Genomic DNA, 22,679 nt, shown 5'->3' with positions numbered 1-22,679 from the left:
CGCCGGAGGGGGCACCCGGGCCGCACGGGGGGCCGTCAGGCGGCGGCGCCGACCGGCTCCTGCGCCCGCGCCAGGGCCAGTTCCAGGACCTGGCGCACGTCGGTCACCGGGTGCACCTCCAGGCCCTCCAGCACCTCGGCGGGGACGTCGTCGAGGTCGGCCTCGTTCCGCTTGGGGATGATGACGGTGGTCAGCCCGGCCCGGTGCGCGGCCAGCAGCTTCTGCTTGACCCCGCCGATCGGCAGGACCCGCCCGGTCAGGGAGACCTCGCCGGTCATGGCCACGTCCGTGCGCACCTGCCGTCCCGAGAGCAGGGAGGCGAGCGCGGTGGTCATGGTGATGCCCGCGCTCGGGCCGTCCTTGGGCACCGCACCGGCCGGGAAGTGGATGTGCACGCCCCGGTCCTTCAGGTCGGCGACCGGCAGTTCCAGCTCCGCGCCGTGGGAGCGCAGGAAGCTCAGGGCGATCTGCGCCGACTCCTTCATCACGTCGCCGAGCTGGCCGGTGAGGGTCAGGCCGGCCGCGCCCGTCTCCGGGTCGGCCAGCGAGGCCTCCACGAACAGCACGTCGCCGCCCGCGCCGGTCACCGCGAGGCCGGTGGCCACGCCGGGGACCGAGGTGCGCCGCTCGGCCGGGTCCTGGGCGGACTCCGGCACGTGGTGCGGGCGCCCGATCAGGCCGCGCAGGTCGTCGGCCGCGATGCGCAGGGGCAGGTCCCGCTCGCCCAGCTCGTGCTGTGCGGCGACCTTGCGCAGCAGGCGGGCCAGGGAGCGCTCCAGGGTGCGCACGCCGGCCTCGCGGGTGTACTCCCCCGCCAGCCTGCGCAGGGCGTCGTCCTCCAGGACCACTTCGTCGGCGGCGAGGCCCGCGCGTTCCAGCTGGCGCGGCAGCAGGTGGTCGCGGGCGATGACCACCTTCTCGTCCTCGGTGTAGCCGTCGGGGCGGACCAGCTCCATCCGGTCGGCCAGGGCTTCGGGGATGGCCTCCAGGACGTTCGCGGTGGCCAGGAACACGACGTCGCTGAGGTCCAGTTCCACCTCCAGGTAGTGGTCGCGGAAGGTGTGGTTCTGGGCCGGGTCGAGGACTTCGAGCAGGGCCGCGGCGGGGTCGCCGCGGAAGTCGGAGCCGACCTTGTCGATCTCGTCGAGCAGCACGACCGGGTTCATCGACCCGGCCTCCTTGATCGCCCGGACGATCCGGCCGGGCAGGGCGCCGACGTAGGTGCGGCGGTGGCCGCGCACCTCGGCCTCGTCGCGCACGCCGCCGAGGGCGACGCGGACGAACTTGCGGCCCATCGCGTGCGCCACCGATTCCCCGAGCGAGGTCTTGCCGACGCCGGGAGGTCCGACCAGGGCGAGCACGGCCCCGCCGCGGCGGCCGCCGATGACGCCCATGCCGCGGTCGCCGCGGCGCTTGCGGACGGCGAGGTACTCGGTGATGCGGTCCTTGACGTCGCCGAGGCCCGCGTGTTCCGCGTCGAGCACGGCCCGGGCGCCGCGGATGTCGTACGCGTCCTCGGTGCGCTCGTTCCAGGGCAGTTCGAGGACGGTGTCGAGCCAGGTGCGGATCCAGGAGCCCTCGGGGCTCTGGTCGCTGGCCCGCTCCAGCTTCTCGACCTCCTTCAGGGCCGCCTCCCGCACCTTCTCGGGGAGGTCGGCGGCCTCGACGCGGGCCCGGTAGTCGTCGGACTCCTCGCCGTCGCTCTCGCCGTTCAGCTCGCGCAGCTCCTTGCGCACGGCGTCCAGCTGGCGGCGGAGCAGGAACTCGCGCTGCTGCTTGTCGACGCCCTCCTGGACGTCCTTGGCGATGGACTCGGCGACGTCCTGCTCGGCGAGGTGCTCGCCGAGCCACTGGACGGCGAGCCGGAGGCGGGCGACGGGGTCGGCGGTCTCCAGCAGTTCGACCTTCTGGCCGACCGTCAGGAACGGCGAGTAGCCGGAGTTGTCGGCGAGGGCGGACACGCCCTCGATCTGCTGGACCCGGTCCACGACCTGCCAGGCTCCGCGCTTCTTGAGCCAGCTGGTGGCGAGCGCCTTGTACTCCTTGACCAGCTCGGCGACGGCGCCGGGCAGCGGCTCGGGGTCCGCCTCGTCCACGGTCTCGCCCTCGACCCACAGCGCGGCGCCGGGGCCGGTGGTCCCGGCGCCGATGCGGACGCGCCCGCGGCCGCGGATCAGGGCCCCGGGATCGCCGTCGGAGAGCCGGCCGACCTGCTCGACGGTCCCGAGCACACCGGTGCCCGCGTACGTGCCGTCGACGCGCGGGACGAGGAGGACCCGGGGCTTCCCGCTCCCCGCGGCGGCCTGGGCCGCCTCGACGGCGCCGCGCACCTCGGGGTCGGAGAGGTCCAGCGGGACGACCATCCCGGGCAGCACGACCTCGTCGTCGAGCGGCAGCACGGGCAGAGTGAGCGTTGCGGGCGTCGAAGCCATGATCTTCCCTCCGGCAGTGAAGTTGAGCTATGCCGACTCAATGCATGTGCGCCTCCTGATGTTCCCCGAAGCCTGTTCGCCCGGGGCGAACGGGTTCGGGTGTCTCATCCGGGTAGACGCTGCACTTTCCAGGCCAAAGCTGCATGTGACTTTGCATCGGACTGCGTGACCTTGCATCGGGGTGCTCAGTTAGCAGGTCGTGGATCGCGTGTTGGATGTCGTCCAGGGCGGTACAGCGGGCCCTCCCCCGTACGGATTCGAGGTCGGGTACATCGAGCCGGGCGGTTCGGAGCTACGGCGTCCGCTGGCGGATGTGTGGGCGGTGCGGTTCGAGGACTCGGCGCCGGTACGCGGATTCAAGTCGTACAAGGGTCAGCGCCACCTGCCAGGGCTGTGGTGGTCAGCGACGGTCGGCGGGCACATCGGGTACGAGTCCTGGCTGGAGCGCGATCACGTGATGCTGCTGGATTTCGACCCGACCGTGGTGGGGGTGTCCTCCCAGCCCTTCTGGCTGTTCTGGGCCTCGGAAAAGGGCAAGGGCGTCTCGCACGCACCGGACTACTTCGTACGCCGTGACGACGGCTCGGCAGTGGTGATCGACTGCCGCCCCGCAGACCGCCGCAAACCGAGGGACTGGGCCAAGTTCGCGGCGACACAGGCGGCCTGTGACCAGGCGGGATGGGAATTCCGGCTGGTGGGAGCGCCTGACGCGATCACGGTGCGCAATGTGAGGTGGTTGGCGGGATATCGCCACCCGCGGCACCGGTTGGAGCCGGTCGCCGTGGCCCTACGGGATGTGTTCGCCGAGCCGCGTCCGCTGGTCAGCGGCGCAACAGAAGTGGGAGACCCGGTCTCGGTGCTGCCGGTGCTGTTCCATCTGCTCTGGCTGCACGACCTGGCGGTGGACGTGTCGGTGCCGCTGCATGCGGAATCGCTGGTGTCGTCCGGATCCGCACGGTGACGGCCGGCCGGGGTACCTCGGTGCTACGGCCCGGGGACTGGATCACCTACGACGGCGATGACCATCAGGTGGTGGGCCTGGCGGGGACGTCGGTGCGGCTGCGCTCGGACAGCGGGGCGGAATCGGTGATGTTGGCCTCACACCTGATGTCCTCGCCGGACTTCTCGGTCACCGGCACCGAGCCGCTGCCCGCACTGGAGCCGTCCGGCTTGCTGGCGACGCTGCCGGAGGCCGTTCAGACAGCCGCGCGCGAGTGGGAACGCCACATCGTGGAAGTCGATACCGGACTGCCGCCCAGCGCCGCCCCGGGCACGCCACCGCGGCCCGAGTACGACCCACAGGACCGTGCGCTTCTGGAGCGAGCGCGGGCAAAGGCTGCTGAGTTGGGGGTGAGCCTGCGCACTGTGATGGGCAAGCGGTCGCGCTATTCCCAGCAGGGGTTGTGGGGGCTGGTCGATCAGCGGCTGGTGCGGATGTCACAGGTGACCGGGCAGGCCGATGTCCGGCTGGTCGCGGCGATCCGCGAGGCCCTGGACGCTGAGACGCTCACCTCGACGGGAACCCGCTCCCGGTTGATCCGCCGTGTGGTCAAGATGGTGGAGGTCACCCATGGCGAGGGGGTGGTGCCGCTGCCGGGCAAAAGCACCTTCTACAAGCTGATCGACGCGCTCTCCACGGGCAGGCACACCTTCGGCTCAGCAGTCACACGGCGGCAGACGGCGAACCGACCCGAGGGGCCGTTCACGCCGACTTTCGCGGACCGGCCCGGAGAACAAGTACAGATCGACTCCACTCCGCTGGACGTGATGGTGGTGCTCGATTCGGGGCTCACTGCCCGCGCGGATCTGACGATCGCGATCGATGTCGCGACCCGAACGATCTGCGCCGCGGTGCTGCGGCCGGTGGGCACCAAGGCGGTGGACGCCTCGTTGCTGCTGGCGAAGATGCTGGTGCCCGAACCAATGCGACCGGGCTGGTCCGCCGCACTGCGGATGGCGGCCTCGCGGATGCCGCACCGGCGGCTGCTGGACGTGGACGCGCGAATGGAACAGGCTGCGGCGAAACCGGTGATCGTGCCAGACACCGTCGTCATCGACGGCGGGAAGGTGTTCATCTCCGACACCTTCATTCGGGCCTGCGACCGGCTCGGCATCTCAGTACAACGATCACGCCCTCGCACGCCGACGGACAAAGCGATCGTGGAGGCCACGTTCTCCGCGATCAACACACTGTTCGTCCAGCACCTTCCCGGCTATACCGGGGCGAACGTCTCGCGCCGCGGTGAACGGGTCGAGGAACAGGCGGCCTGGACGATCCCCGAACTCCAGGACCTGCTAGACGAGTGGCTTCTGGCCGGATGGCAGGCCAGGCCACATGATGCTCTGCGCGATCCGTTCCGCCCGAAGAGGGCGATGTCACCGAACGACAAATACACCTCCTTGGTCGCCGCCTGCGGCTACCTGCCGCTGACCCTGCGCGGCGAGGACTACCTCGAACTGCTGCCGGTGGCCTGGCGCGCGATCAACGACTACGGCATCCGGATCAACTACCGCACCTACGAATGCGCCGAGTTGGGACCGCACCGGCGTCAGCATTCCGGCAACGTGGCCAAGCGCGGGCTCTGGGAGGTGCACTACGACCCCTACGACCTGTCCCAGGTGTTCGTCCGCACCCAGCAGGGCTGGATTACCGCCCCCTGGGTTCATCTTCCGCTGGTGAACGCTCCGTTCGCGGATTTCACCTGGCAGCACGCGCGCCGCCTGGCCGCCGCGGCCGGTCTGGACAGCGCCAACGAAGCGGCGGTGGCCAGGGTCCTGGACGCACTCCTCACCCGCGCCGAGCACGGCCCGGACACCCGCACGGCGAAGGTCGCCGCCCGCACCCGAGCCGGTGCCGCCTCCCATCGGCCAGCCGCACCGAGAACGGCCCCCGAACCCGCACCGCTCGACCACGGCACCGAACCGGCCCAGGTGATCCCATTCGGTGTCTTCGACGTCCATGCAGAGGCTGAAAGGTGGCTATGACCAGGCCTTCCCCCACCTCCTTCGTCCCGCAGCAGGCCCCGGAGCCGGAGCTGCCGCCGGACAGCCCGCTGACCACGAAGGAGGGATGGCGTCGCTTCGTAGAGCACGAGTCGTCCCCGCCCTCACTGCTGACCGCAACGCAGCGTGGCGCCCTGTCGCCGAAGAAAAGACTGCGCGACGACGACCTTCGCCGGATTTACCACGCCGACTTGCCGCTGGTAAACACCCCGACCATCCGGAAGGTCATCGCCACCTCACGGCTGCTGGTCCAGCTCAACCGCCAGCAGATCTCAGCGCGTCGGGGCATCATCATCAGCGGCGCCTCCGGCACGGGGAAGACCACCGCTCTCTCCCAGCTCGGGCGGGCCCACGAGATCGCTGTCCGCAAGCGCCACCCACGCGACGGCTCCCGGCTTCCGGTCGTCTATGTCACCGTCCCGCCGGCCGCTACCCCGAAGATGCTGGCGATGGAGTTCGCCCGGTTCTTCGGCCTGGACTTCCCCACTCGCTTCAACATCACCGACGTCGTCAACGCGGTGTGCGCAACTGGTGCTCACGTCCATGTCGACCTGGTCCTGGTAGACGAGCTGCACAACCTGAACTTGGCCACTCGGACAGGTGCCGAAGCCTCTGATCAATTGAAGTACTTCGCCGAACGGCTGCCCGCCACCTTCGCCTACGCGGGCATCGATGTCGAGGACCAGGGCCTGTTCGCCGGCACCCGCGGCCGCCAGATCGCCGGACGATTCACCGTCATCCCCGCCGCCCCGTTCTCCTACGCCTCCGGAACGGACCGGGAATCCTGGCACTCCCTGGTCGGCACCCTGGAGTCCATGCTCCGACTGCACCACCACCAGCCCGGAACGCTGACCGGTCTGAGCGAGTATCTCTACCACCGCTCCGGCGGCATGATCGGCAGCCTGTCGCAGCTCGTCCGGGGCGCTGCCGTCCTCGCTATCGAGGACGGCAGCGAACGCATCACAGAAGACCTTCTGGAGACGGTCCCGGTGGACTACGCCGCCGAACGCTCCCAAGCCCTCACAGCCCCGGAAAAGCCCCGCTCCCGCCGGAAGCGCATCGCCTGATGCTCCTTCCCCGCCTGCCCGACCCCGTCCCGCCCGCACAGCACGAGATCGCCGCCTCCTACATCGGCCGCCTGGCCCGCCTCCACGGTCTCGACATCAACACCCTCTGGCGGTGCGTGACCGAACGCGAAGCCTCCGGCGGCATGCGTCGCGTCGTCGTCCCGGAACGCCTCGCTGCCATCACCGGCCGGACCGTCCATTCCCTCGCCGGAGCTCTGCCCGAACTACGCACCCCACAGCCCGAGTGGGCCATGTTCCGTCACCAGCCACAACGCGGCTGCCACCACTGCAATGCCAAGCACCCCGGCGGCGAGGTCACGAGGATCCTGCCGCACCACCGCTACGTCTGCACCCGACACCGGCTATGGCTCTGCCCGTCCGACGCTGACGGGCACACCACACCCCTCGACGCCCTCCCCGAAATCGTCCAGGCACAACGCCGACACCTGCGTATCCTTCAGCGCCACGGCTGGGCCATCACCTACGACGCCGTCCTCAGCGCCATACTCATCTGCGGCCAGCTCTGGTCACTCCCAGAAAACGAGAACGGCGAAGCGCGGCACGACTGGATCCGCCGGGCCAACATCCTCATCCCTCCCGGCACAGCCGAAACGACCTTCTCCGTCGCCCGCCTCTGCGCCGCGGTCTATCCCGAAGCCGTCGTTCTGGCCACACTCTTAGCATCGCCCTACTGGAGACAACAGGCACAGAGAACAGCCTGGGACCGCCGTCTCTTCAACGCCGAAATCGCCCGACGACTACGACACCCTCGCTATGGCCAGCATGAAAACGACCCCATCAGCCACTGGGCCAACATGACGGCCAAGCGCCCGCCGCTTGCTCCGATCCGTGTCCATGACCCGAAACATCACCTCCGGGAACCAGCCCAGCGCACCGCCACCCAGCGCGCACAGCAACGCCATGCCCACGCCTTCAACCCATCCCACCGAGCTGGCGATGCACTCATCGCGCACCGCCACCTAGCCACGGTGTTCCGGCGCGCCTGGGACCCCTTCCGAACCCACAGCCTTCTTGCGAATGGAGATAGCTACTACAAGCTCTCTTGATGACCATCCCGACGGTGCTCTAGAGTCACGGGCCCTCCTGTTAAGGAGCATCGCCGGAATGGCAGATCCATTTCCCTACCGGGACACCACCTGGTCCATGAACAGCTCGTAGGTTGTTCGGTTGTGTTTGCGTGCCGCCACTACCTGCGAGCGGAAGTTGCGAAGCGCCGTGTCCACCGCCTGCCGGTTACGTAGAGTCGACGTCACCAGGGGGTCCCGAAGTTGCCCCGGGGCGAAGGCCAACAGGGACTCCACGATGGGCTCCCACGCTGCGGCTGCCTCGGACATGGTCACGTTCTTCTTGAACCGCATGACGTAGGCGTCGCTGACAGCTTCTCCGACGAGCGTCTCTCTCGTGGCTCCGATGGCCTCCGCAGCAAGCATGATCGACCCCCGCAGGCCGAACCACTCAAACAGCTCGATCTCGTCCTCGGTCCGTGCCCCTGCCTCGATGCGCCCGAGTCTCGCCTTCTCTAGCTCAACAGCGCGCAGCAGGCTCGCGACGAACACGATGTGTTCGGCGGTGACGCGTTCCGGGAAGACCCGGCTGTAGATGGCATCCTGCTCCCAGATTTTACTCTTCTCGTGGTAGGCCACGCCAGATTCGCCGTGAAAGGCGGCCAGTGCCTGTGCCGCGACCTCTGCCGAGAGATGGTTTTCTCCCGGGCGGCGGATGACATCCTCCGCACCCCCGCGCCGGCCGCCGTTGTAGCCGACGACCCCCAACCTCTGAAACTCTCGTACAAGCCGCCTCTGCACACCGTCGTTGCTACGGAAGTCCGATGCTTGCGTGGGGTTCTGCCGGTTGTTGAAGCGGACGATGCTCTTGACGGTCTCGGGGTCGTTGCAGCGGATGAACCGAGTAAGGACATGGCTCTTCTTACCAATATCCCCCGCCGGGACCGAGCCGATCGCTCCGGTCGTCTGGGCGCCGTTGACGATACCCAGCCCCGTGATCTCAACCGTGCCGTCGATGAAGCTGAAATCGTGCACGAGAGCGGTGATGCCGTTGTTGTAGGCCCACAGGTTCGCCGGCTCCTTCAGGACCGTTTCCTGGATGCCGTTGTTGATGTTGCTCTGCGACCGACGGCTTCCCAGGTAGTCACGAACGTTCGACGAGAAGAGACCTGCTCCGTGCTGCTCGAACCGCTCATGCAGCCAGCTCACCGGCACGCTCGTACACAAGGCAGTCCACTTTTCGCCGCGCTCCTCGAACGCCCCCGGAACCTCAATCGTGAACGTGTCTGACACCAGGATCGGAGTTTGCGAGTTTTCGTAGTGCTCAGACAGCCTTTTGCGCCCCAACTCTTCGCAAGAGACCTCAATTTCACTGCTCGGGTAGCCGTGCCTCAACTGGGCGTAGGCGGCGTCGCGGGCCGCTTCGAGCTCTCCGACGACCTGCTGCGATTCTGGAAGGTTATGGACGTACCAGATCGCTACATGCCCGATGGCGTCTTCTGCCAGTGCATCGTGAAGCTCGCGCCAAGCAACGCGAAGGGTATCCGGCACCCCGTCGGGCTCGCTCTTACTGAACAACCAGTTAACCGCCTGGTGAAGGGAAGCGGCCTTTCTCGCAGGCGCTTGCAACTTCGCGGCGTTCTCGGACTCGTAGCCCTGGGCGAGAACAACGCGGCCAGAACCACGGTCAATGTAGAGCAGATCGCATGACTTATCGTTGGGATGGTCAGTCAGCGACGAGGCGGCGACCGTGCCGATATCCTCGATGTCGAGCATGAGTTGCAGCGCGAGCAGCAACCGCTTGTTGGAGCCGTACTGATCAAGATCAGCACGCTTCTGAAGGGCTGTTTCGAGGCCGTCTGTCACCGCACCAGACTACATGTTCACTCATTTTTCTGTTGATGTTTCTAGCTGCGCGGCAGAGGCGCCCGGCCCCAGTAGCGCCCCCAACTCAGCTCGGCGGTCGACTGAGTTCGTCAGTAGTAGCCGGTGCCGCACACCTGTTGTTGGGGCTCGCGAAGAGAGCCGGGCGCCTCAACCTTTCGAAAGTGCAAGGTTGATCTGCACAACTAAGCAGCCCCCTGTGCAGATAACTCTTCACCCTGCAGGTCACGACCACAGTCTGGTGCAGCCTTCGGCCGCACCAGGCACGGGGGCCGTGGCCGCCGTCAGCCGCGGGCGGTGATCCGTACGTCGCCCGAGGTGGTCCTCGCCGTCAGGTGCGAGGGGGCCGCGGAGTCGTCGGGCAGGTCGATCTCGCGGTCGCCGGAGGTGGTGGAGACCGCCAGGCGGTAGCGGGCCCGGGGCACCTCCAGGGCGAGGTCGCCCGAGGTGGTCTCGGCCCGGACGGAGGCCGGGGCCTGCGCGAAGTCCAGGCGGGCGTCCCCCGAGTCCGAGCGGACGTCCGCCTGCGCGGCAGACAGCCCGGTGGCGGTGATCCCGCCGGAGGAGGTGCGGATCCGCACCGGGCCCGCGATCCGGTCCGCCGTGACGTCGCCGGAGGAGGCACGCAGGTCGGCTCCGGCCACTCCCGTCACCGAGATGCGGCCGCTGGCGCTCTCCAGCCGGACCGTGGCGGCGGCCGGGACCTCCAGCCGGTAGTCGACGCGGCAGTCGCCGGAGCAGCCGTCGGTGAAGGTGAGCACGCCCCCGGACACCCGCTGGCCGGGCACGGGAGCGGTGGCGCCCCGGTAGTGGACCGTACGGCGCACCGTGACGCCGGGCCCGGCGCCCGGCGTCACCTCGATCGAGCCGGACCGCACGCCCGTCAGCTCCACGGCGGCGACGGCCTCGGTGACCGTGGCGTCGGCGGTGGCGGTCCTGCGCGGGCCCCCGCCCACGAAGGAGCAGCCGGCCGTCAGGACCGCGGCCGCGAGGACGGCGGCCGGGACGCGCAGGACCCGTGCCCGGGTGGTGTGAGAGGTCATGCCACGATCCTGGGCGGCGCGGGCGCCCCTGCCGATGGGGCCGGTACCCGGACCGGGGTGGGGTTATCCCCCGGCCGCCGGCCCGGCCGCGGGCCCGGCGGCGCCCCGGCCCGTGGCGACGGGCCGCTGCGAGGGCATGCCCCATTCGCTCCAGGAGCCGTCGTACACGGCCGGGTCCCGGTAGCCGGCGAGCTCGGCGCCGAGGGCCAGCACGCACGCGGTCACCCCCGATCCGCAGCTGAGGTACAGCCGCTCGCGGTCACCGGCCACGGCCCGGAAGGCCTCCCGGAGCTCCCCGGCGGGGCGCATCAGGCCGTCGGGGCCCTGGAGGTCGCCGAACGGCAGGTTCACCGCGCCCGGCATGTGGCCGCCGCGCAGGCCGGGCCGGGGTTCGGGGGCGGTTCCGGCGAACCGGCCCGGGGTGCGGGCGTCGACGACGGCGGCCGCGGGATCGGCGAGCGCGGCGGCGACGGCAGCGGCGTCGGCGAACGCGCCGGCCCGGGGGCGGGCCGTGAAGGAGCCGCGCGGGCCCGCGTACGCCGCGACGGTGGCCTCGACCGGCCGGCCGGCGGCGGTCCAGGCGGGCAGGCCGCCGTCCAGGACGGCGGCGCGGTCGAAGCCGGTGGCGCGCAGCATCCACCAGGCGCGCGGGGCGGAGTACAGGCCGGCGCCGTCGTACACGACGACCGTGTCGGTGTCGTCGATGCCGAGGCGGCGCAGGGCCTCGGTGAACCGCTCGGGCCCCGGCATGGTGTGCGGTGCGGGTGCGTCGTGGTCGGACAGCTCGCCGTCGAGGTCGAAGGGACGGGCCCCGGGAATCCGCCGGGCCGCGCCGCGGTGGGCGCCGACGGAGGCGTCGAGGACGACCAGCCCGGGCGTGCCGAGGTGCTCCGCCAGCCAGTCCGTCCCGACGAGGGGGCCGGGCAGCGGCGCGGCGTGCTGGGACGGGGTCATGGGGCACCTCCGGTGAGTACGGCCGGTCCCGCCCGCCGGGCGGTCCCCACCGCCTGGGCGACGTGGTCCGCCCCATCCTCCAGCCCGCACCGCGAAGGCCCCCCGGCGGGTCGGCGGTAGGTGGCCGGGGCTGGTCGGCGGCCTGCCGGGGCGGGTCGGCGGCCGCAGGCCCCGGCGGGTCAGGCGCGGGCGCCGGGGCGGGGTCGGCCGCGGGCACCGGGGCGGGGTCGGCCGCGGGCACCGGGACAGGGCGGCGGCCTGCCGGGCCGGGCCGGCCGCAGGTGTCGGAGCGGTCGGCGGCAGGCGCCGGAGCGGATCTGCGGCCCCGGCGGGTCGGCCGCAGGCCGGGACGGGGTCGGCCGCAGGCCAGGACGAGGTCGGCCGCAGGCCAGGACGAGGTCGGCCGCAGGCCAGGACGAGGTCGGCCGCAGGCCAGGACGAGGTCGGCCGCAGGCCAGGACGAGGTCGGCCGCAGGCCAGGACGAGGTCGGCCGCAGGCCAGGACGAGGTCGGCCGCAGGCCAGGACGAGGTCGGCCGCAGGCCAGGACGAGGTCGGCCGCAGGCCAGGACGAGGTCGGCCGCAGGCCAGGACGAGGTCGGCCGCAGGCCAGGACGAGGTCGGCCGCAGGCCAGGACGAGGTCGGCCGCAGGCCAGGACGAGGTCGGCCGCAGGCCAGGACGGGGTCGGCCGCAGGCCAGGACGGGGTCGGCCGCAGGCCAGGACGGGGTCGGCCGCAGGCCGGGACGGGGTCGGCCGCAGGCCCCGGCGGGCCGGCGCCGGGCGGGTCGGCCACGGTCGTCGACGGGTCGGCCGCAGGCCGGGACGGGGCGGCGGCGGACTCACGGGGCCGGGGCAGCCGCAGGCCCCGGCGGGTCAGTCGCAGGTGCCGGGGTGGGCGTAGACCGCGACGCGGGCGCCGCGGACCTCGGTGACCGAGCACCGCTCGAAGCGGTCGGCGAGCACCTCGCGCTTGACCGCCTCCCGCGGGTACGGGTCGAGCGGCTGGTCGGCCGGGTCCAGCAGGGCGACGACGCGGGGCGAGGCGAGCAGGGCCGCCCGGATCCGGTCCGGGGGCAGTTCGGTGCCCTGGAGGCTCCGGGAGGCCTCTGGGCTCCGGGAGAGGGCCGCGTCGTGCAGCCCGGCGTACGTGTCGGGCGAGGACAGCAGCCACTCGCGCCTGCGGGCGGGCATGAACACCACCGTGTCCCCCGGTCCGGCCCGTTCGCGGACGGCGGCGGCGACCGCCAGGACATCGTCCTTGCGGGCCTCGGGCGTGCGCAGCCACACCGACCAGACGGCCAGTCCGGCCAGCGCGGCGGCGCCCACCGGCACCCACGGCCACCGCACGGCGCGCACCTCCGCGAGTCGGGCCCCGGCGAGCAGGGCCCACCCGGAGAGGGCGTAGAGCACGTACCGGTCGACGTACCAGGGGTTGATCAGGGACACCGCCATCAGCAGGCCGGGCGGCAGCAGCACCAGCGGCAGCGCCACCCGTACGAGGGACCGGGGCGCGCCGCGGGCGAGCAGCAGGGCGGTGGCGCCGACCAGCGCGTACGCGGCCCAGTCCTGCCAGCTCGGGCGGCCCAGCCAGCCGAGCTGCCGGTGCGCCTGCCGGACGCCGACCACCGCCAGTGGCAGGACGAGGACCACGACGACGACGGCGCTGCGGCGCCAGCCGGGCGAGCGCCGCGCCGTGACGGCGTGGGCGAGCAGGGCCAGCGCGGCGAACTCGTGCAGCCAGCAGCCGAGCGCCAGCACCACGGTGTAGGCGGCCCAGCGCTCGCACAGCATCAGGTACGTCGCCCACACCACCGCGGCGGCGACCAGGGCGTACGAGCGGCCCTCCTGGGCGTACATCTGCACGGGCGGCAGCACCGCGTACACGCATCCGGCGAGGAGGGCGGCCCGTTCCCCGCCGAGCCGGTGGGCGACGGCGGCCACCCCGGCGGCGGCGAGCGCGGTCGCGGCGACGGACGGCAGCCGCAGCGCCCACAGCCCGCCCTCCCACAGCCCGAACACCCCGTGCATCAGCAGGTAGTACAGGCCGTGGACGGCGTCCACCCGGCCCAGCAGCTCCCCGAGGGCGCCGAGCGGCCGGTGGGCGACCTGCCAGGTGACGGACTCGTCGCGCCACATGCTGCCGCCCCGTTCCAGGCCCCACAGGCCGAGGAGCACCGCGAGCAGCGGGGGCGCCAGGCGCCAGGCGGTGCGGCTGATGGCGTCCTCCGGGGCTGTCGGAACGGGTGGGCGGACTCCATACTCGGGGGTGGACCCGGCGGGCTGCGGAGGTGGGTGTGCGCGCGGTACGGACGGTGGTGGCGGCAGTGCTGGGCCTGGCGCTCCTCACGGGGTGCGGACCCTCGGATTCCGATGCTGGCGGGGCCCCGTCGGGGGACTCCGGGCGACCGGGCGCGAGCCCGTCCCCGTCGACGTCCCTGACCACATCCCCGTCCCCGACCCCGACCGAGGGCGGCCCCACCGCGTCGGACGGCGGCCCCTCCCCCACCGCGAGCCCGGCCGACGGGCGCACCCCGGCCCCCGGCGGGACCCTGGTGCGGGTCACCCGTACCGGCGGCTTCGCGGGCCGCACGCACACCCTGGTGGTCAAGGACGACGGCTCGTGGACCCGGCTCGGCGCGAAGGCCGAGCCGCAGGGCACCGGCCGGCTCACCGGGGCGGAACTGGCCGCGCTGCGCACCGCCCTGCGGGAGGCGGACTTCCCCGCCCTGCCGCGGGTCACGACGGGCGGTCCGACGATCTACGACGGCTTCTTCTACGCCTTCGCGCACGCCGGCCGCGAGGTCGCGAGCGACGACGGCTCGCTGCCGCCCGCCCTGGCCGGGGTGCTGGAGGCGATGCCGCCGTTCACGGCGGACTGAACGCGCCCGTCCGCGGACGTGCCCGCTGCGCCGGCGGGCGGATGCGAGGGCTCGCGCCCGATGCGCCGGCCCGCGCCCGATGTGCCGAACGACACCCGCCGACGCGTCCTCCCGCACGGTCACGGACCGGGCCCCCGAGCTCACTCCCCGTCCTCCCGCCGGGTCCGCGGGGCCGTCCCGGACCGGCCCGCCCACCAGCCCGTACGAGGCTGCGCAGCAGGTCAGCACGGTGCCAAGGGTGGACCGCCGCCCGCGCCGGACACCGGTCCCCCAGCGGACCCGACACCCGGTACAACCCGTTCCATTTCCTGCGGTCCAGCGCATATGCCGTGTCCGAACCCCACGTAGCCGCAGGCCGGAGCCTCCTCTACGCTGCACCCCATTCAGCGGGATCTTCAGGGGCGGACATGGAACAGACACACACCACCCACAACGGCGCCGCGGCGACCCCCGGCGCCCAGCGGCGTGTGCTCGTCGTCGAGGACGACCGCACCATCGCCGAGGCCATCGCGGCACGCCTGCGCGCGGAGGGCTTCCAGGTGCAGACGGCCACCGACGGCCCCGCCGCCGTCGCCGCGGCCGAGAGCTGGCTGCCCGAGCTGCTCGTCCTCGACGTCATGCTGCCGGGCTTCGACGGGCTGGAGGTCTGCCGCCGGGTCCAGGCGCAGCGCCCCGTCCCGGTCCTGATGCTCACCGCGCGGGACGACGAGACCGACATGCTGGTCGGGCTGGGCGTGGGCGCCGACGACTACATGACGAAGCCGTTCTCGATGCGCGAGCTGGCCGCCCGGGTCCACGTGCTGCTGCGCCGGGTGGAGCGGGCCACGATCGCCGCCCACACCCCGCGCGGGGCCACCCTGCGCCTGGGCGACCTGGAGATCGACCACGCGCAGCGCCGGGTGCGGGTCCAGGCCGAGGACGTGCACCTGACCCCGACCGAGTTCGACCTGCTGGTGTGCCTGGCCGGGACCCCGCGGGCGGTGCTCTCCCGCGAGCAGCTCCTCGCCGAGGTCTGGGACTGGGCCGACGCCTCCGGGACCCGTACGGTCGACAGCCACATCAAGGCCCTGCGGCGGAAGATCGGAGCGGAGCGGATCCGTACGGTCCACGGCGTCGGGTACGCCCTGGAGACCCCGGCCCAGCCGTGAACGGCACCCCGACGGGGCAGCGGCAGCGGCCTACCGGAGGGCTGCGGCCCTTCTCCCCGTTCTCGATCAAGACCAAGCTGGGCACGCTCGTCGTCGTCTCGGTCTTCATCACCACCGGCCTGCTGCTGGTCGCCCTGCGCACCGACACCGAGCTGCGCTTCATCACGGTGTTCTCGGTGATCGCGTCGATGCTGATCACCCAGTTCGTGGCTCACAGCCTCACCTCGCCCCTGGACGACATGACCCGGGTGGCCCGGGCCATATCCCACGGCGACTACACCCGCCGGGTGCGGGGCGCCGGGCGCCGCGACGAGCTGGGCGACCTCGCCTCCACGATCAATCTGATGGCGGACGACCTGGAGGCCGTCGACCGGCACCGCAAGGAGCTGGTCGCGAACGTCTCGCACGAGCTGCGCACCCCGATCGCCGCCCTGCGCGCGGTGCTGGAGAACGTCGTCGACGGGGTCTCCGCCGCCGACCCCGAGACCATGCGCACCATGCTGAAGCAGACCGAGCGTCTCGGCCGGCTCGTGGAGACCCTGCTGGACCTGTCCCGGGTCGACAACGGCGTGGTCCCGCTGAAGGCCCGCCGCTTCGAGGTCTGGCCGTACCTGTCCGGGGTGCTGAAGGAATCGGGTCTGGCCGCCGCCGGCCGGCCGGGCCTGCTGTCGGGGTCGGGCGGCCACACCCGCAACGACGTGCACCTGCACCTGGACGTCTTCCCGCCCGAGCTGTGCGCGTACGCGGACGCGGAGCGGCTGCACCAGGTGGTCGCGAACCTGATCGACAACGCGGTCAAGCACAGCCCCCCGCACGGCCGGGTCACCGTCCGGGCACGGGCCGGGGACGGCCCCGGCAGCCTGGCGCTGGAGGTCCGCGACGAGGGGCCCGGGATCCCCGAGGACGAGCGCCACCGGGTCTTCGAGCGCTTCAACCGGGGCAGTGCCCGCAGCGGCGACGGCGGCACCGGGCTGGGCCTCGCGATCGCCCGCTGGGCCGTGGAGCTGCACGGAGGCCGGATCGGAGTGGCCGAATCGTCACGCGGCTGCCGCATCCTCGTCACGCTTCCGGGCAGCTCGTAGGCACCACGTTGACGTAGGGTTCGACTGGGAAGGACATGATCTCGGCCACACGTACCCGGGGTCCGTCAGGGGTGCGAAGCCAGGGGGCCGCAACCTCGCTGCCGCCTACCCGAACCACACGTGTTTCCCGCCATTCCAGGTGGCGAAACCCGCCGTTCGATGTGACCTGCGCGACGGATCTCCCGCCCGGTCTGCATCTCACGGTCCAGGAGGCGTAGCCTTTATCCCCGCTGTCCATACCTTGTGAAGCGGAAGAGGGCGGTTGCCGCCGTGTCGCCACAGTCCCCCAGTAACCCGAGCACCACGACCGAAGCAGCAGAGGGCGGGAAGAACCCTGCCTCAGGCTTCGGCGCGAATGAGTGGCTCGTCGACGAGATCTACCAGCAGTACCTCCAGGACCCGCAGTCGGTCGACCGGGCCTGGTGGGACTTCTTCGCCGACTACAAGCCGGGGGGCGCTGCCGCTCCGGTGAAGTCGGACGGTCCCGAGAAGCACCCGACGACGGACGGCGCCTCCGCACAGGCCGCCACCACCGCCGCCGGATCCCCGCAGACCGCCGACGCCGCCACGGGGGCGGCGAGCCCCGGTACGGGCCACGGCCCCGCCGGAGCGGCAGGCGCCGCCTCCGCGCCTGCGCCCGCCGCGCCGACTCCGCCCGCGTCAGCAACCTCCCCTGCTCCTGCCACCCCCTCTGGTGCCCCTGCTGTGACTGTCACCTCCCAGGCCCCGGCCGCGCCCGCCTCCGCCTCCCCCGCCGCAAGCGGCGGCTCCACCGGAGCGGCCAACGCCGCACCCCCTCGTCAGGCCGCGCCCGCCACCGAGGCCCCCGCCGGGCCCGAGCTGGTGACGCTCCGCGGCCCGGCGGCTGCCGTCGCCAAGAACATGAACGCCTCCCTCGACGTCCCGACGGCCACGTCCGTCCGCGCCGTCCCGGTGAAGCTGCTGTTCGACAACCGCATCGTCATCAACAACCACCTCAAGCGCGCCCGGGGCGGGAAGATCTCCTTCACGCACCTCATCGGCTACGCGATGGTGCAGGCGATCAAGGCCATGCCGTCGATGAACTACTCCTTCGCGGAGAAGGACGGCAAGCCCACCCTGGTCAAGCCCGACCACGTGAACTTCGGCCTCGCCATCGACCTGGTCAAGGCCAACGGCGACCGCCAGCTCGTCGTCGCCGGCATCAAGAAGGCCGAGACCCTGAACTTCTTCGAGTTCTGGCAGGCCTACGAGGACATCGTCCGCCGCGCCCGCGTCGGCAAGCTGACGATGGACGACTTCACCGGCGTCACCGTCTCCCTGACCAACCCCGGCGGCCTCGGCACCGTGCACTCCGTGCCCCGCCTGATGCCCGGACAGTCGGTCATCATGGGCGTCGGCTCCATGGACTACCCCGCCGAGTTCCAGGGCACCTCCCAGGACACCCTGAACAAGCTGGGCATCTCCAAGGTCATGACCCTGACCTCGACCTACGACCACCGGGTCATCCAGGGCGCCGCCTCCGGCGAGTTCCTGCGCATCGTCGCGAACCTGCTGCTCGGCGAGAACGGCTTCTACGACTCCGTCTTCGAGTCGCTGCGCATCCCGTACGAGCCCGTCCGCTGGAACCGCGACATCGACGCCAGCCACGACGACGACGTCACGAAGGCCGCCCGCGTCTTCGAGCTGATCCACTCCTACCGGGTCCGCGGCCACGTCATGGCCGACACCGACCCGCTGGAGTACAAGCAGCGCAAGCACCCCGACCTCGACATCACCGAGCACGGCCTCACCCTGTGGGACCTGGAGCGCGAGTTCGCCGTCGGCGGCTTCTCCGGCAAGTCGATGATGAAGCTGCGCGACATCCTCGGCGTCCTGCGCGACTCGTACTGCCGCACCACCGGCGTCGAGTTCATGCACATCCAGGACCCGAAGCAGCGCCGCTGGATCCAGGACCGCATCGAGCGCCCGCACACCAAGCCGGAGCGCGAGGAGCAGCTGCGCATCCTGCGCCGCCTGAACGCCGCAGAGGCCTTCGAGACCTTCCTGCAGACGAAGTACGTCGGCCAGAAGCGCTTCTCCCTGGAGGGCGGCGAGTCCGTCATCCCGCTGCTCGACGCCGTCATCGACTCCGCCGCCGAGGCCCGCCTCGAAGAGGTCGTCATCGGCATGGCCCACCGCGGCCGCCTGAACGTCCTCGCGAACATCGTCGGCAAGTCCTACGCGCAGATCTTCCGCGAGTTCGAGGGCAACCTCGACCCGAAGTCCATGCACGGCTCCGGCGACGTCAAGTACCACCTGGGCGCCGAGGGCACCTTCACCGGCCTCGACGGCGAGCAGATCAAGGTCTCGCTCGTCGCCAACCCCTCCCACCTGGAGGCGGTCGACCCGGTCCTGGAGGGTGTCGCCCGCGCCAAGCAGGACGTCATCAACAAGGGCGGCACGGACTTCACCGTCCTCCCGCTCGCCCTCCACGGCGACGCGGCCTTCGCCGGCCAGGGCGTCGTCGCCGAGACGCTGAACATGTCGCAGCTGCGCGGCTACCGCACCGGCGGCACCGTGCACGTGGTCATCAACAACCAGGTCGGCTTCACCGCCGCCCCGGAGTCCTCGCGTTCCTCGATGTACGCGACCGACGTGGCCCGCATGATCGAGGCGCCGATCTTCCACGTGAACGGCGACGACCCGGAGGCCGTCGTCCGCGTCGCGCGGCTCGCCTTCGAGTTCCGCCAGGCGTTCAACAAGGACGTGGTCATCGACCTCATCTGCTACCGCCGCCGCGGCCACAACGAGTCCGACAACCCGGCCTTCACCCAGCCGCTGATGTACGACCTGATCGACAAGAAGCGCTCGGTGCGCAAGCTCTACACCGAGTCCCTCATCGGTCGTGGCGACATCACCCTGGAAGAGGCCGAGCAGGCGCTCCAGGACTTCCAGGGCCAGCTGGAGAAGGTCTTCGCGGAGGTCCGCGAGGCCGCCACCGCCCCGGCCGCCGGCGCTCCGGTCGCGCCCGCGCAGACCGCGCAGGAGTTCCCCGTCGCGGTCGACACGGCGATCTCCCAGGACGTCGTCAAGCGGATCGCCGAGTCCCAGGTCACCATCCCCGAGGGCGTCACCGTCCACCCGCGCCTGCTGCCCCAGCTGCAGCGCCGCGCGGCGATGATCGACGAGGGCACCATCGACTGGGGCATGGGCGAGACCCTCGCCTTCGGCTCGCTGCTGATGGAGGGCACCCCGGTCCGGCTGTCCGGCCAGGACTCCCGCCGCGGCACCTTCGGCCAGCGCCACGCGGTCCTCATCGACCGGGAGACCGGCGAGGACTACACCCCGCTGCTCTACCTGTCCGAGGACCAGGCCCGCTACAACGTCTACGACTCGCTGCTCTCCGAGTACGCGGCCATGGGCTTCGAGTACGGCTACTCCCTGGCCCGTCCGGACGCGCTGGTCCTCTGGGAGGCCCAGTTCGGTGACTTCGTCAACGGCGCGCAGACCGTCGTCGACGAGTTCATCTCCTCGGCCGAGCAGAAGTGGGGCCAGACCTCCGGCGTCACCCTGCTCCTCCCGCACGGCTACGAGGGCCAGGGCCCGGACCACTCGTCCGCCCGTCCCGAGCGCTTCCTCCAGATGTGCGCACAGGACAACATGACGGTGGCCATGCCCACCCTCCCGTCGAACTACTTCCACCTGCTGCGCTGGCAGGTCCACAACCCGCACCACAAGCCGCTCATCGTCTTCACCCCGAAGTCGATGCTGCGTCTGAAGGCCGCGGCGTCGAAGGCGGAGGAGTTCACGAGCGGTTCGTTCCGTCCGGTCATCGGTGACACCACGGTGGACGCGAACGCCGTCCGCAAGGTCGTCTTCTGCGCCGGCAAGGTCTACTACGACCTGGAGGCCGAGCGCGAGAAGCGCGGCATCACGGACACCGCCATCATCCGCATCGAGCGCCTGTACCCGCTCGCGGGTGCCGAGCTCCAGGCGGAGATCGCCAAGTTCCCGAACGCGGCCAAGTACATCTGGGCGCAGGAGGAGCCGGCGAACCAGGGCGCGTGGCCGTTCATCGCCCTGAACCTGATCGACCACCTCGACCTCGCGGTCGGCGCGGACGTCCCGGCCGGCGAGCGCCTGCGGCGCATCTCCCGCCCGCACGGCTCGTCCCCGGCGGTGGGCTCCGCGAAGCGCCACCAGGCGGAGCAGCAGCAGCTGATCAACGAGGTCTTCGAGGCCTGATCACCCCGCTGAGCCCCGTAGCGGCGGCGGCAGCACACGGAAGGCCCGGCCCCCCTCGGGGGGGCCGGGCCTTCCGGCTGTGGGGGCTTCGGGGAGCTGGAGCCTCCGCGGCGGAATCACAGCAGCCCTGGGGGTTTCCCGTCAGTCCCCTCGTCTCTCCGTGGCGGGCCGGCCCCTCAAGGGCGCTCCTTCGTCGCGTCGCTTCGCGTTCCGGCGAGACAGCGGCCGCCGGCTGACAGGCGCTGACCTCACCTGAAGCGCGGCGAGGGGCGACGACGACCCGACGCGCGTGGTCAGGTGCGCTGATTCGGGTGGAACTCGGCTGACTCGATGTTGCTGAGCGCTGTGGAGAATTCACGGCCGGACGGGCCACGGACGTAGGCGAGTTCGACCCAGCGAGGGCGCGGGGTGGTCGAGACGTCTTCGTTGATCACGGCCATCAACTCGCCCTCGATGCCTGACGCGACATCTCGTACACGGCCGCGGAGCAGGCGATGGGGCAGGTATTCGTACCGGTCAGTCATCGGACGGGTCTCCGAAGGAGGAGATGAAACGCTCCCAGCCGACGCGCGCCCGTTCGAGGAGGGCGCTGCTGGGCCCGGCTGGGGGATCCCCGTCGGCCGGAGGGCACGCGCATGGCCTGGGGCGTTCGACGTGCTCGGTCATGAGCTCTCCCATCTGTTGGTGCGATGTGTGCAGACAGATGGTGAGGCGCTGCGAGTCCGGTAAGGGATACGGGTTGTATCCCCTGCAGAGCTTGATCAGACGGCGCCGATCCACTCGGCGAAGGACGTCAGTGAATCGGCGCTTGCGCGCCTGAGGCGGAGGATCTTCCCGATGTCCTCGCGGACCCAAGGGTGTTCGCGCACGTGTTGGGGTGCGTGCTTGCGCGCTTCCTTGAGGCACTTGAAGGCCCCATCCGGGTTGCCGGACCAAAGTCGTGCACGCGCCACCTCGATCCAGAAGCCGGAGCGACGCTCCGCGGGGATCTCCGGGCCCGGGCTCCAATCACGGGCGATGTCCAGGGCACGGCCGATGTGGCCCTTGCCGAGGCTGACCGATGCGGCCACCTCGTGGATGCGGACACTGGAGGGTCCGAACGAGGTGCCGAGGTAGACACCCTCCGGAAGACCCGAGGCCAGCGTCCGGGCCTCGTTCAGATGGTTGTTCGCGGCGTCCGCGCTGCCTGCTCGCGCAGCGACGACGGCGGTCCTCATGTGGAGAGCGCCTAGGGTCGCCGTCGACTGAGCAGTGTTCGGTGCAGGGCCCGCATCGAGGGCTTGCTCCAGTAAGAGGTGGCCCACCCGGAAGGCACGGGCGGCCAGGAAGGTCTCGGCGCGTACGTAGGCCACGCAAGCGTTCAGGTCCGCGTCCTCGGAGTACGCGGCCGCCCACCGCATCACGTCGATCAGGCGAGCAGAGAGGTCGTGTGCACCGAATTTGTAGGCCACCGCATCGGCGGTCCTCGCTGCCGCGACGACAAGACCTGCCGCTTCCCGGACACGGGCGCCGGGGGCGGAATGCAGGTGTGCCAGCGCGTCGCCGAGGAGGCTGGGAGCACTTTTCGCGATCAGACTGTACTGGGCCGCAAGGCGCCGGCCGACGGCGACATCGATGTCGCTCCGCAACTGGGCCGGTGGCCTGTCGGCTGGGTCCACCGCGCATTCGTACCCGGCGATCGTTGCGGAGATCGCCGGAAGCGCGGCGTGAACGTGGCGGCTGGTACCGACGTAGGACGGATCCAGGCGGGAGGCATCCACACCGAGAGCGGAGGCGATCGCTTCCAGAGTGGACGGGCCAGGTGAACGAACACCTCGTTCGCAGGCCTTGACCATCGGGAGTGAGACGTGTGCTTCGCGAGCGAGGTCGGCTTGCGTCATGCGCCGGGTTCGCCGCAGAGCGGCGACGCGCTGTCCGATGTGTTCGGTCATGCCGGGACCGTACCGGGCCGCCC

The 22,679-nt window shown here is 71.1% G+C and carries 15 protein-coding genes; 8 read left to right on the top strand and 7 right to left on the bottom strand.

Translation table 11 applies throughout. The features are described from left to right. Window positions 1-35 precede the first annotated feature (35 nt). On the bottom strand, window positions 36-2,432 hold the full coding sequence (gene lon / locus ACPU2J_RS23070; RefSeq protein ID WP_423833919.1) for an endopeptidase La: 2,397 nt from the start codon (window positions 2,430-2,432) through the stop codon (window positions 36-38). A 313-nt stretch (window positions 2,433-2,745) separates the two neighbouring features. Between lon and ACPU2J_RS23065 the strand changes: the two genes are divergently transcribed. From ACPU2J_RS23065 to ACPU2J_RS23050, 4 genes are all read left to right on the top strand, one after another. Continuing rightward, window positions 2,746-3,393 (top strand): TnsA-like heteromeric transposase endonuclease subunit, encoded by a 648-nt coding sequence (locus ACPU2J_RS23065; protein ID WP_423834999.1) that lies wholly within the window; start codon window positions 2,746-2,748, stop codon window positions 3,391-3,393. Between the two features lie 128 nt (window positions 3,394-3,521). Next, complete coding sequence (locus ACPU2J_RS23060) at window positions 3,522-5,417, top strand: Mu transposase C-terminal domain-containing protein (RefSeq protein WP_423834998.1); 1,896 nt, start codon at window positions 3,522-3,524, stop codon at window positions 5,415-5,417. Next, a complete protein-coding gene (locus ACPU2J_RS23055; protein WP_423833918.1) occupies window positions 5,414-6,502 on the top strand; it encodes a TniB family NTP-binding protein in 1,089 nt (362 codons plus the stop codon). Before ACPU2J_RS23060 ends, ACPU2J_RS23055 begins: the two co-directional genes overlap by 4 nt. Further along, complete coding sequence (locus tag ACPU2J_RS23050) at window positions 6,502-7,569, top strand: hypothetical protein (RefSeq protein ID WP_423833917.1); 1,068 nt, start codon at window positions 6,502-6,504, stop codon at window positions 7,567-7,569. Before ACPU2J_RS23055 ends, ACPU2J_RS23050 begins: the two co-directional genes overlap by 1 nt. 75 nt (window positions 7,570-7,644) lie before the next feature. Here the strand turns inward: ACPU2J_RS23050 and ACPU2J_RS23045 are convergent, their stop codons facing one another. The 4 genes from ACPU2J_RS23045 to ACPU2J_RS23030 form a co-directional block, all read right to left on the bottom strand. After that, a complete protein-coding gene (locus ACPU2J_RS23045; RefSeq protein ID WP_423833916.1) occupies window positions 7,645-9,393 on the bottom strand; it encodes an AIPR family protein in 1,749 nt (582 codons plus the stop codon). A 302-nt stretch (window positions 9,394-9,695) separates the two neighbouring features. Continuing rightward, entirely contained in the window at window positions 9,696-10,454 is a 759-nt protein-coding gene (locus tag ACPU2J_RS23040) for a DUF4097 family beta strand repeat-containing protein (RefSeq protein ID WP_423833915.1), read from the bottom strand. Between the two features lie 63 nt (window positions 10,455-10,517). Next, a complete protein-coding gene (locus tag ACPU2J_RS23035; RefSeq protein WP_420079620.1) occupies window positions 10,518-11,408 on the bottom strand; it encodes a sulfurtransferase in 891 nt (296 codons plus the stop codon). 875 nt (window positions 11,409-12,283) lie between these two features. Beyond that, window positions 12,284-13,585 (bottom strand): hypothetical protein, encoded by a 1,302-nt coding sequence (locus ACPU2J_RS23030; protein WP_420079621.1) that lies wholly within the window; start codon window positions 13,583-13,585, stop codon window positions 12,284-12,286. Window positions 13,586-13,704: 119 nt separating this feature from the next. Here ACPU2J_RS23030 and ACPU2J_RS23025 point away from each other — a divergent pair, with 119 nt between their 5' ends. From ACPU2J_RS23025 to ACPU2J_RS23010, 4 genes are all read left to right on the top strand, one after another. Next, entirely contained in the window at window positions 13,705-14,289 is a 585-nt protein-coding gene (locus tag ACPU2J_RS23025; protein ID WP_420079622.1) for a hypothetical protein, read from the top strand. Between the two features lie 407 nt (window positions 14,290-14,696). Next, a complete protein-coding gene (locus tag ACPU2J_RS23020) occupies window positions 14,697-15,437 on the top strand; it encodes a response regulator transcription factor (RefSeq protein ID WP_361591427.1) in 741 nt (246 codons plus the stop codon). Further along, complete coding sequence (locus tag ACPU2J_RS23015) at window positions 15,434-16,519, top strand: HAMP domain-containing sensor histidine kinase (protein ID WP_420079623.1); 1,086 nt, start codon at window positions 15,434-15,436, stop codon at window positions 16,517-16,519. The genes ACPU2J_RS23020 and ACPU2J_RS23015 overlap by 4 nt, the downstream gene beginning before the upstream one ends. A 270-nt stretch (window positions 16,520-16,789) precedes the next feature. Further along, window positions 16,790-20,725 carry a multifunctional oxoglutarate decarboxylase/oxoglutarate dehydrogenase thiamine pyrophosphate-binding subunit/dihydrolipoyllysine-residue succinyltransferase subunit gene (locus tag ACPU2J_RS23010; RefSeq protein ID WP_420079624.1) on the top strand — a complete coding sequence of 1,312 codons (3,936 nt, stop codon included), beginning with the start codon at window positions 16,790-16,792 and terminating at the stop codon, window positions 20,723-20,725. Between the two features lie 293 nt (window positions 20,726-21,018). Here the strand turns inward: ACPU2J_RS23010 and ACPU2J_RS23005 are convergent, their stop codons facing one another. Both ACPU2J_RS23005 and ACPU2J_RS23000 read right to left on the bottom strand, forming a co-directional pair. Then, window positions 21,019-21,249 (bottom strand): hypothetical protein, encoded by a 231-nt coding sequence (locus tag ACPU2J_RS23005; RefSeq protein ID WP_423833914.1) that lies wholly within the window; start codon window positions 21,247-21,249, stop codon window positions 21,019-21,021. Window positions 21,250-21,486: 237 nt separating this feature from the next. Then, window positions 21,487-22,656, bottom strand: coding sequence for a helix-turn-helix domain-containing protein (locus ACPU2J_RS23000; protein WP_423833913.1), 1,170 nt, complete (start codon window positions 22,654-22,656; stop codon window positions 21,487-21,489). Window positions 22,657-22,679 lie beyond the last annotated feature (23 nt).

The sequence above is a fragment of the Streptomyces manipurensis genome, from assembly GCF_049570255.1.
GTDB lineage: Bacteria > Actinomycetota > Actinomycetes > Streptomycetales > Streptomycetaceae > Streptomyces > Streptomyces manipurensis.
Note: the sequence above shows the minus strand (reverse complement) of the source record. Positions and strands in the feature narration are given on the sequence as shown.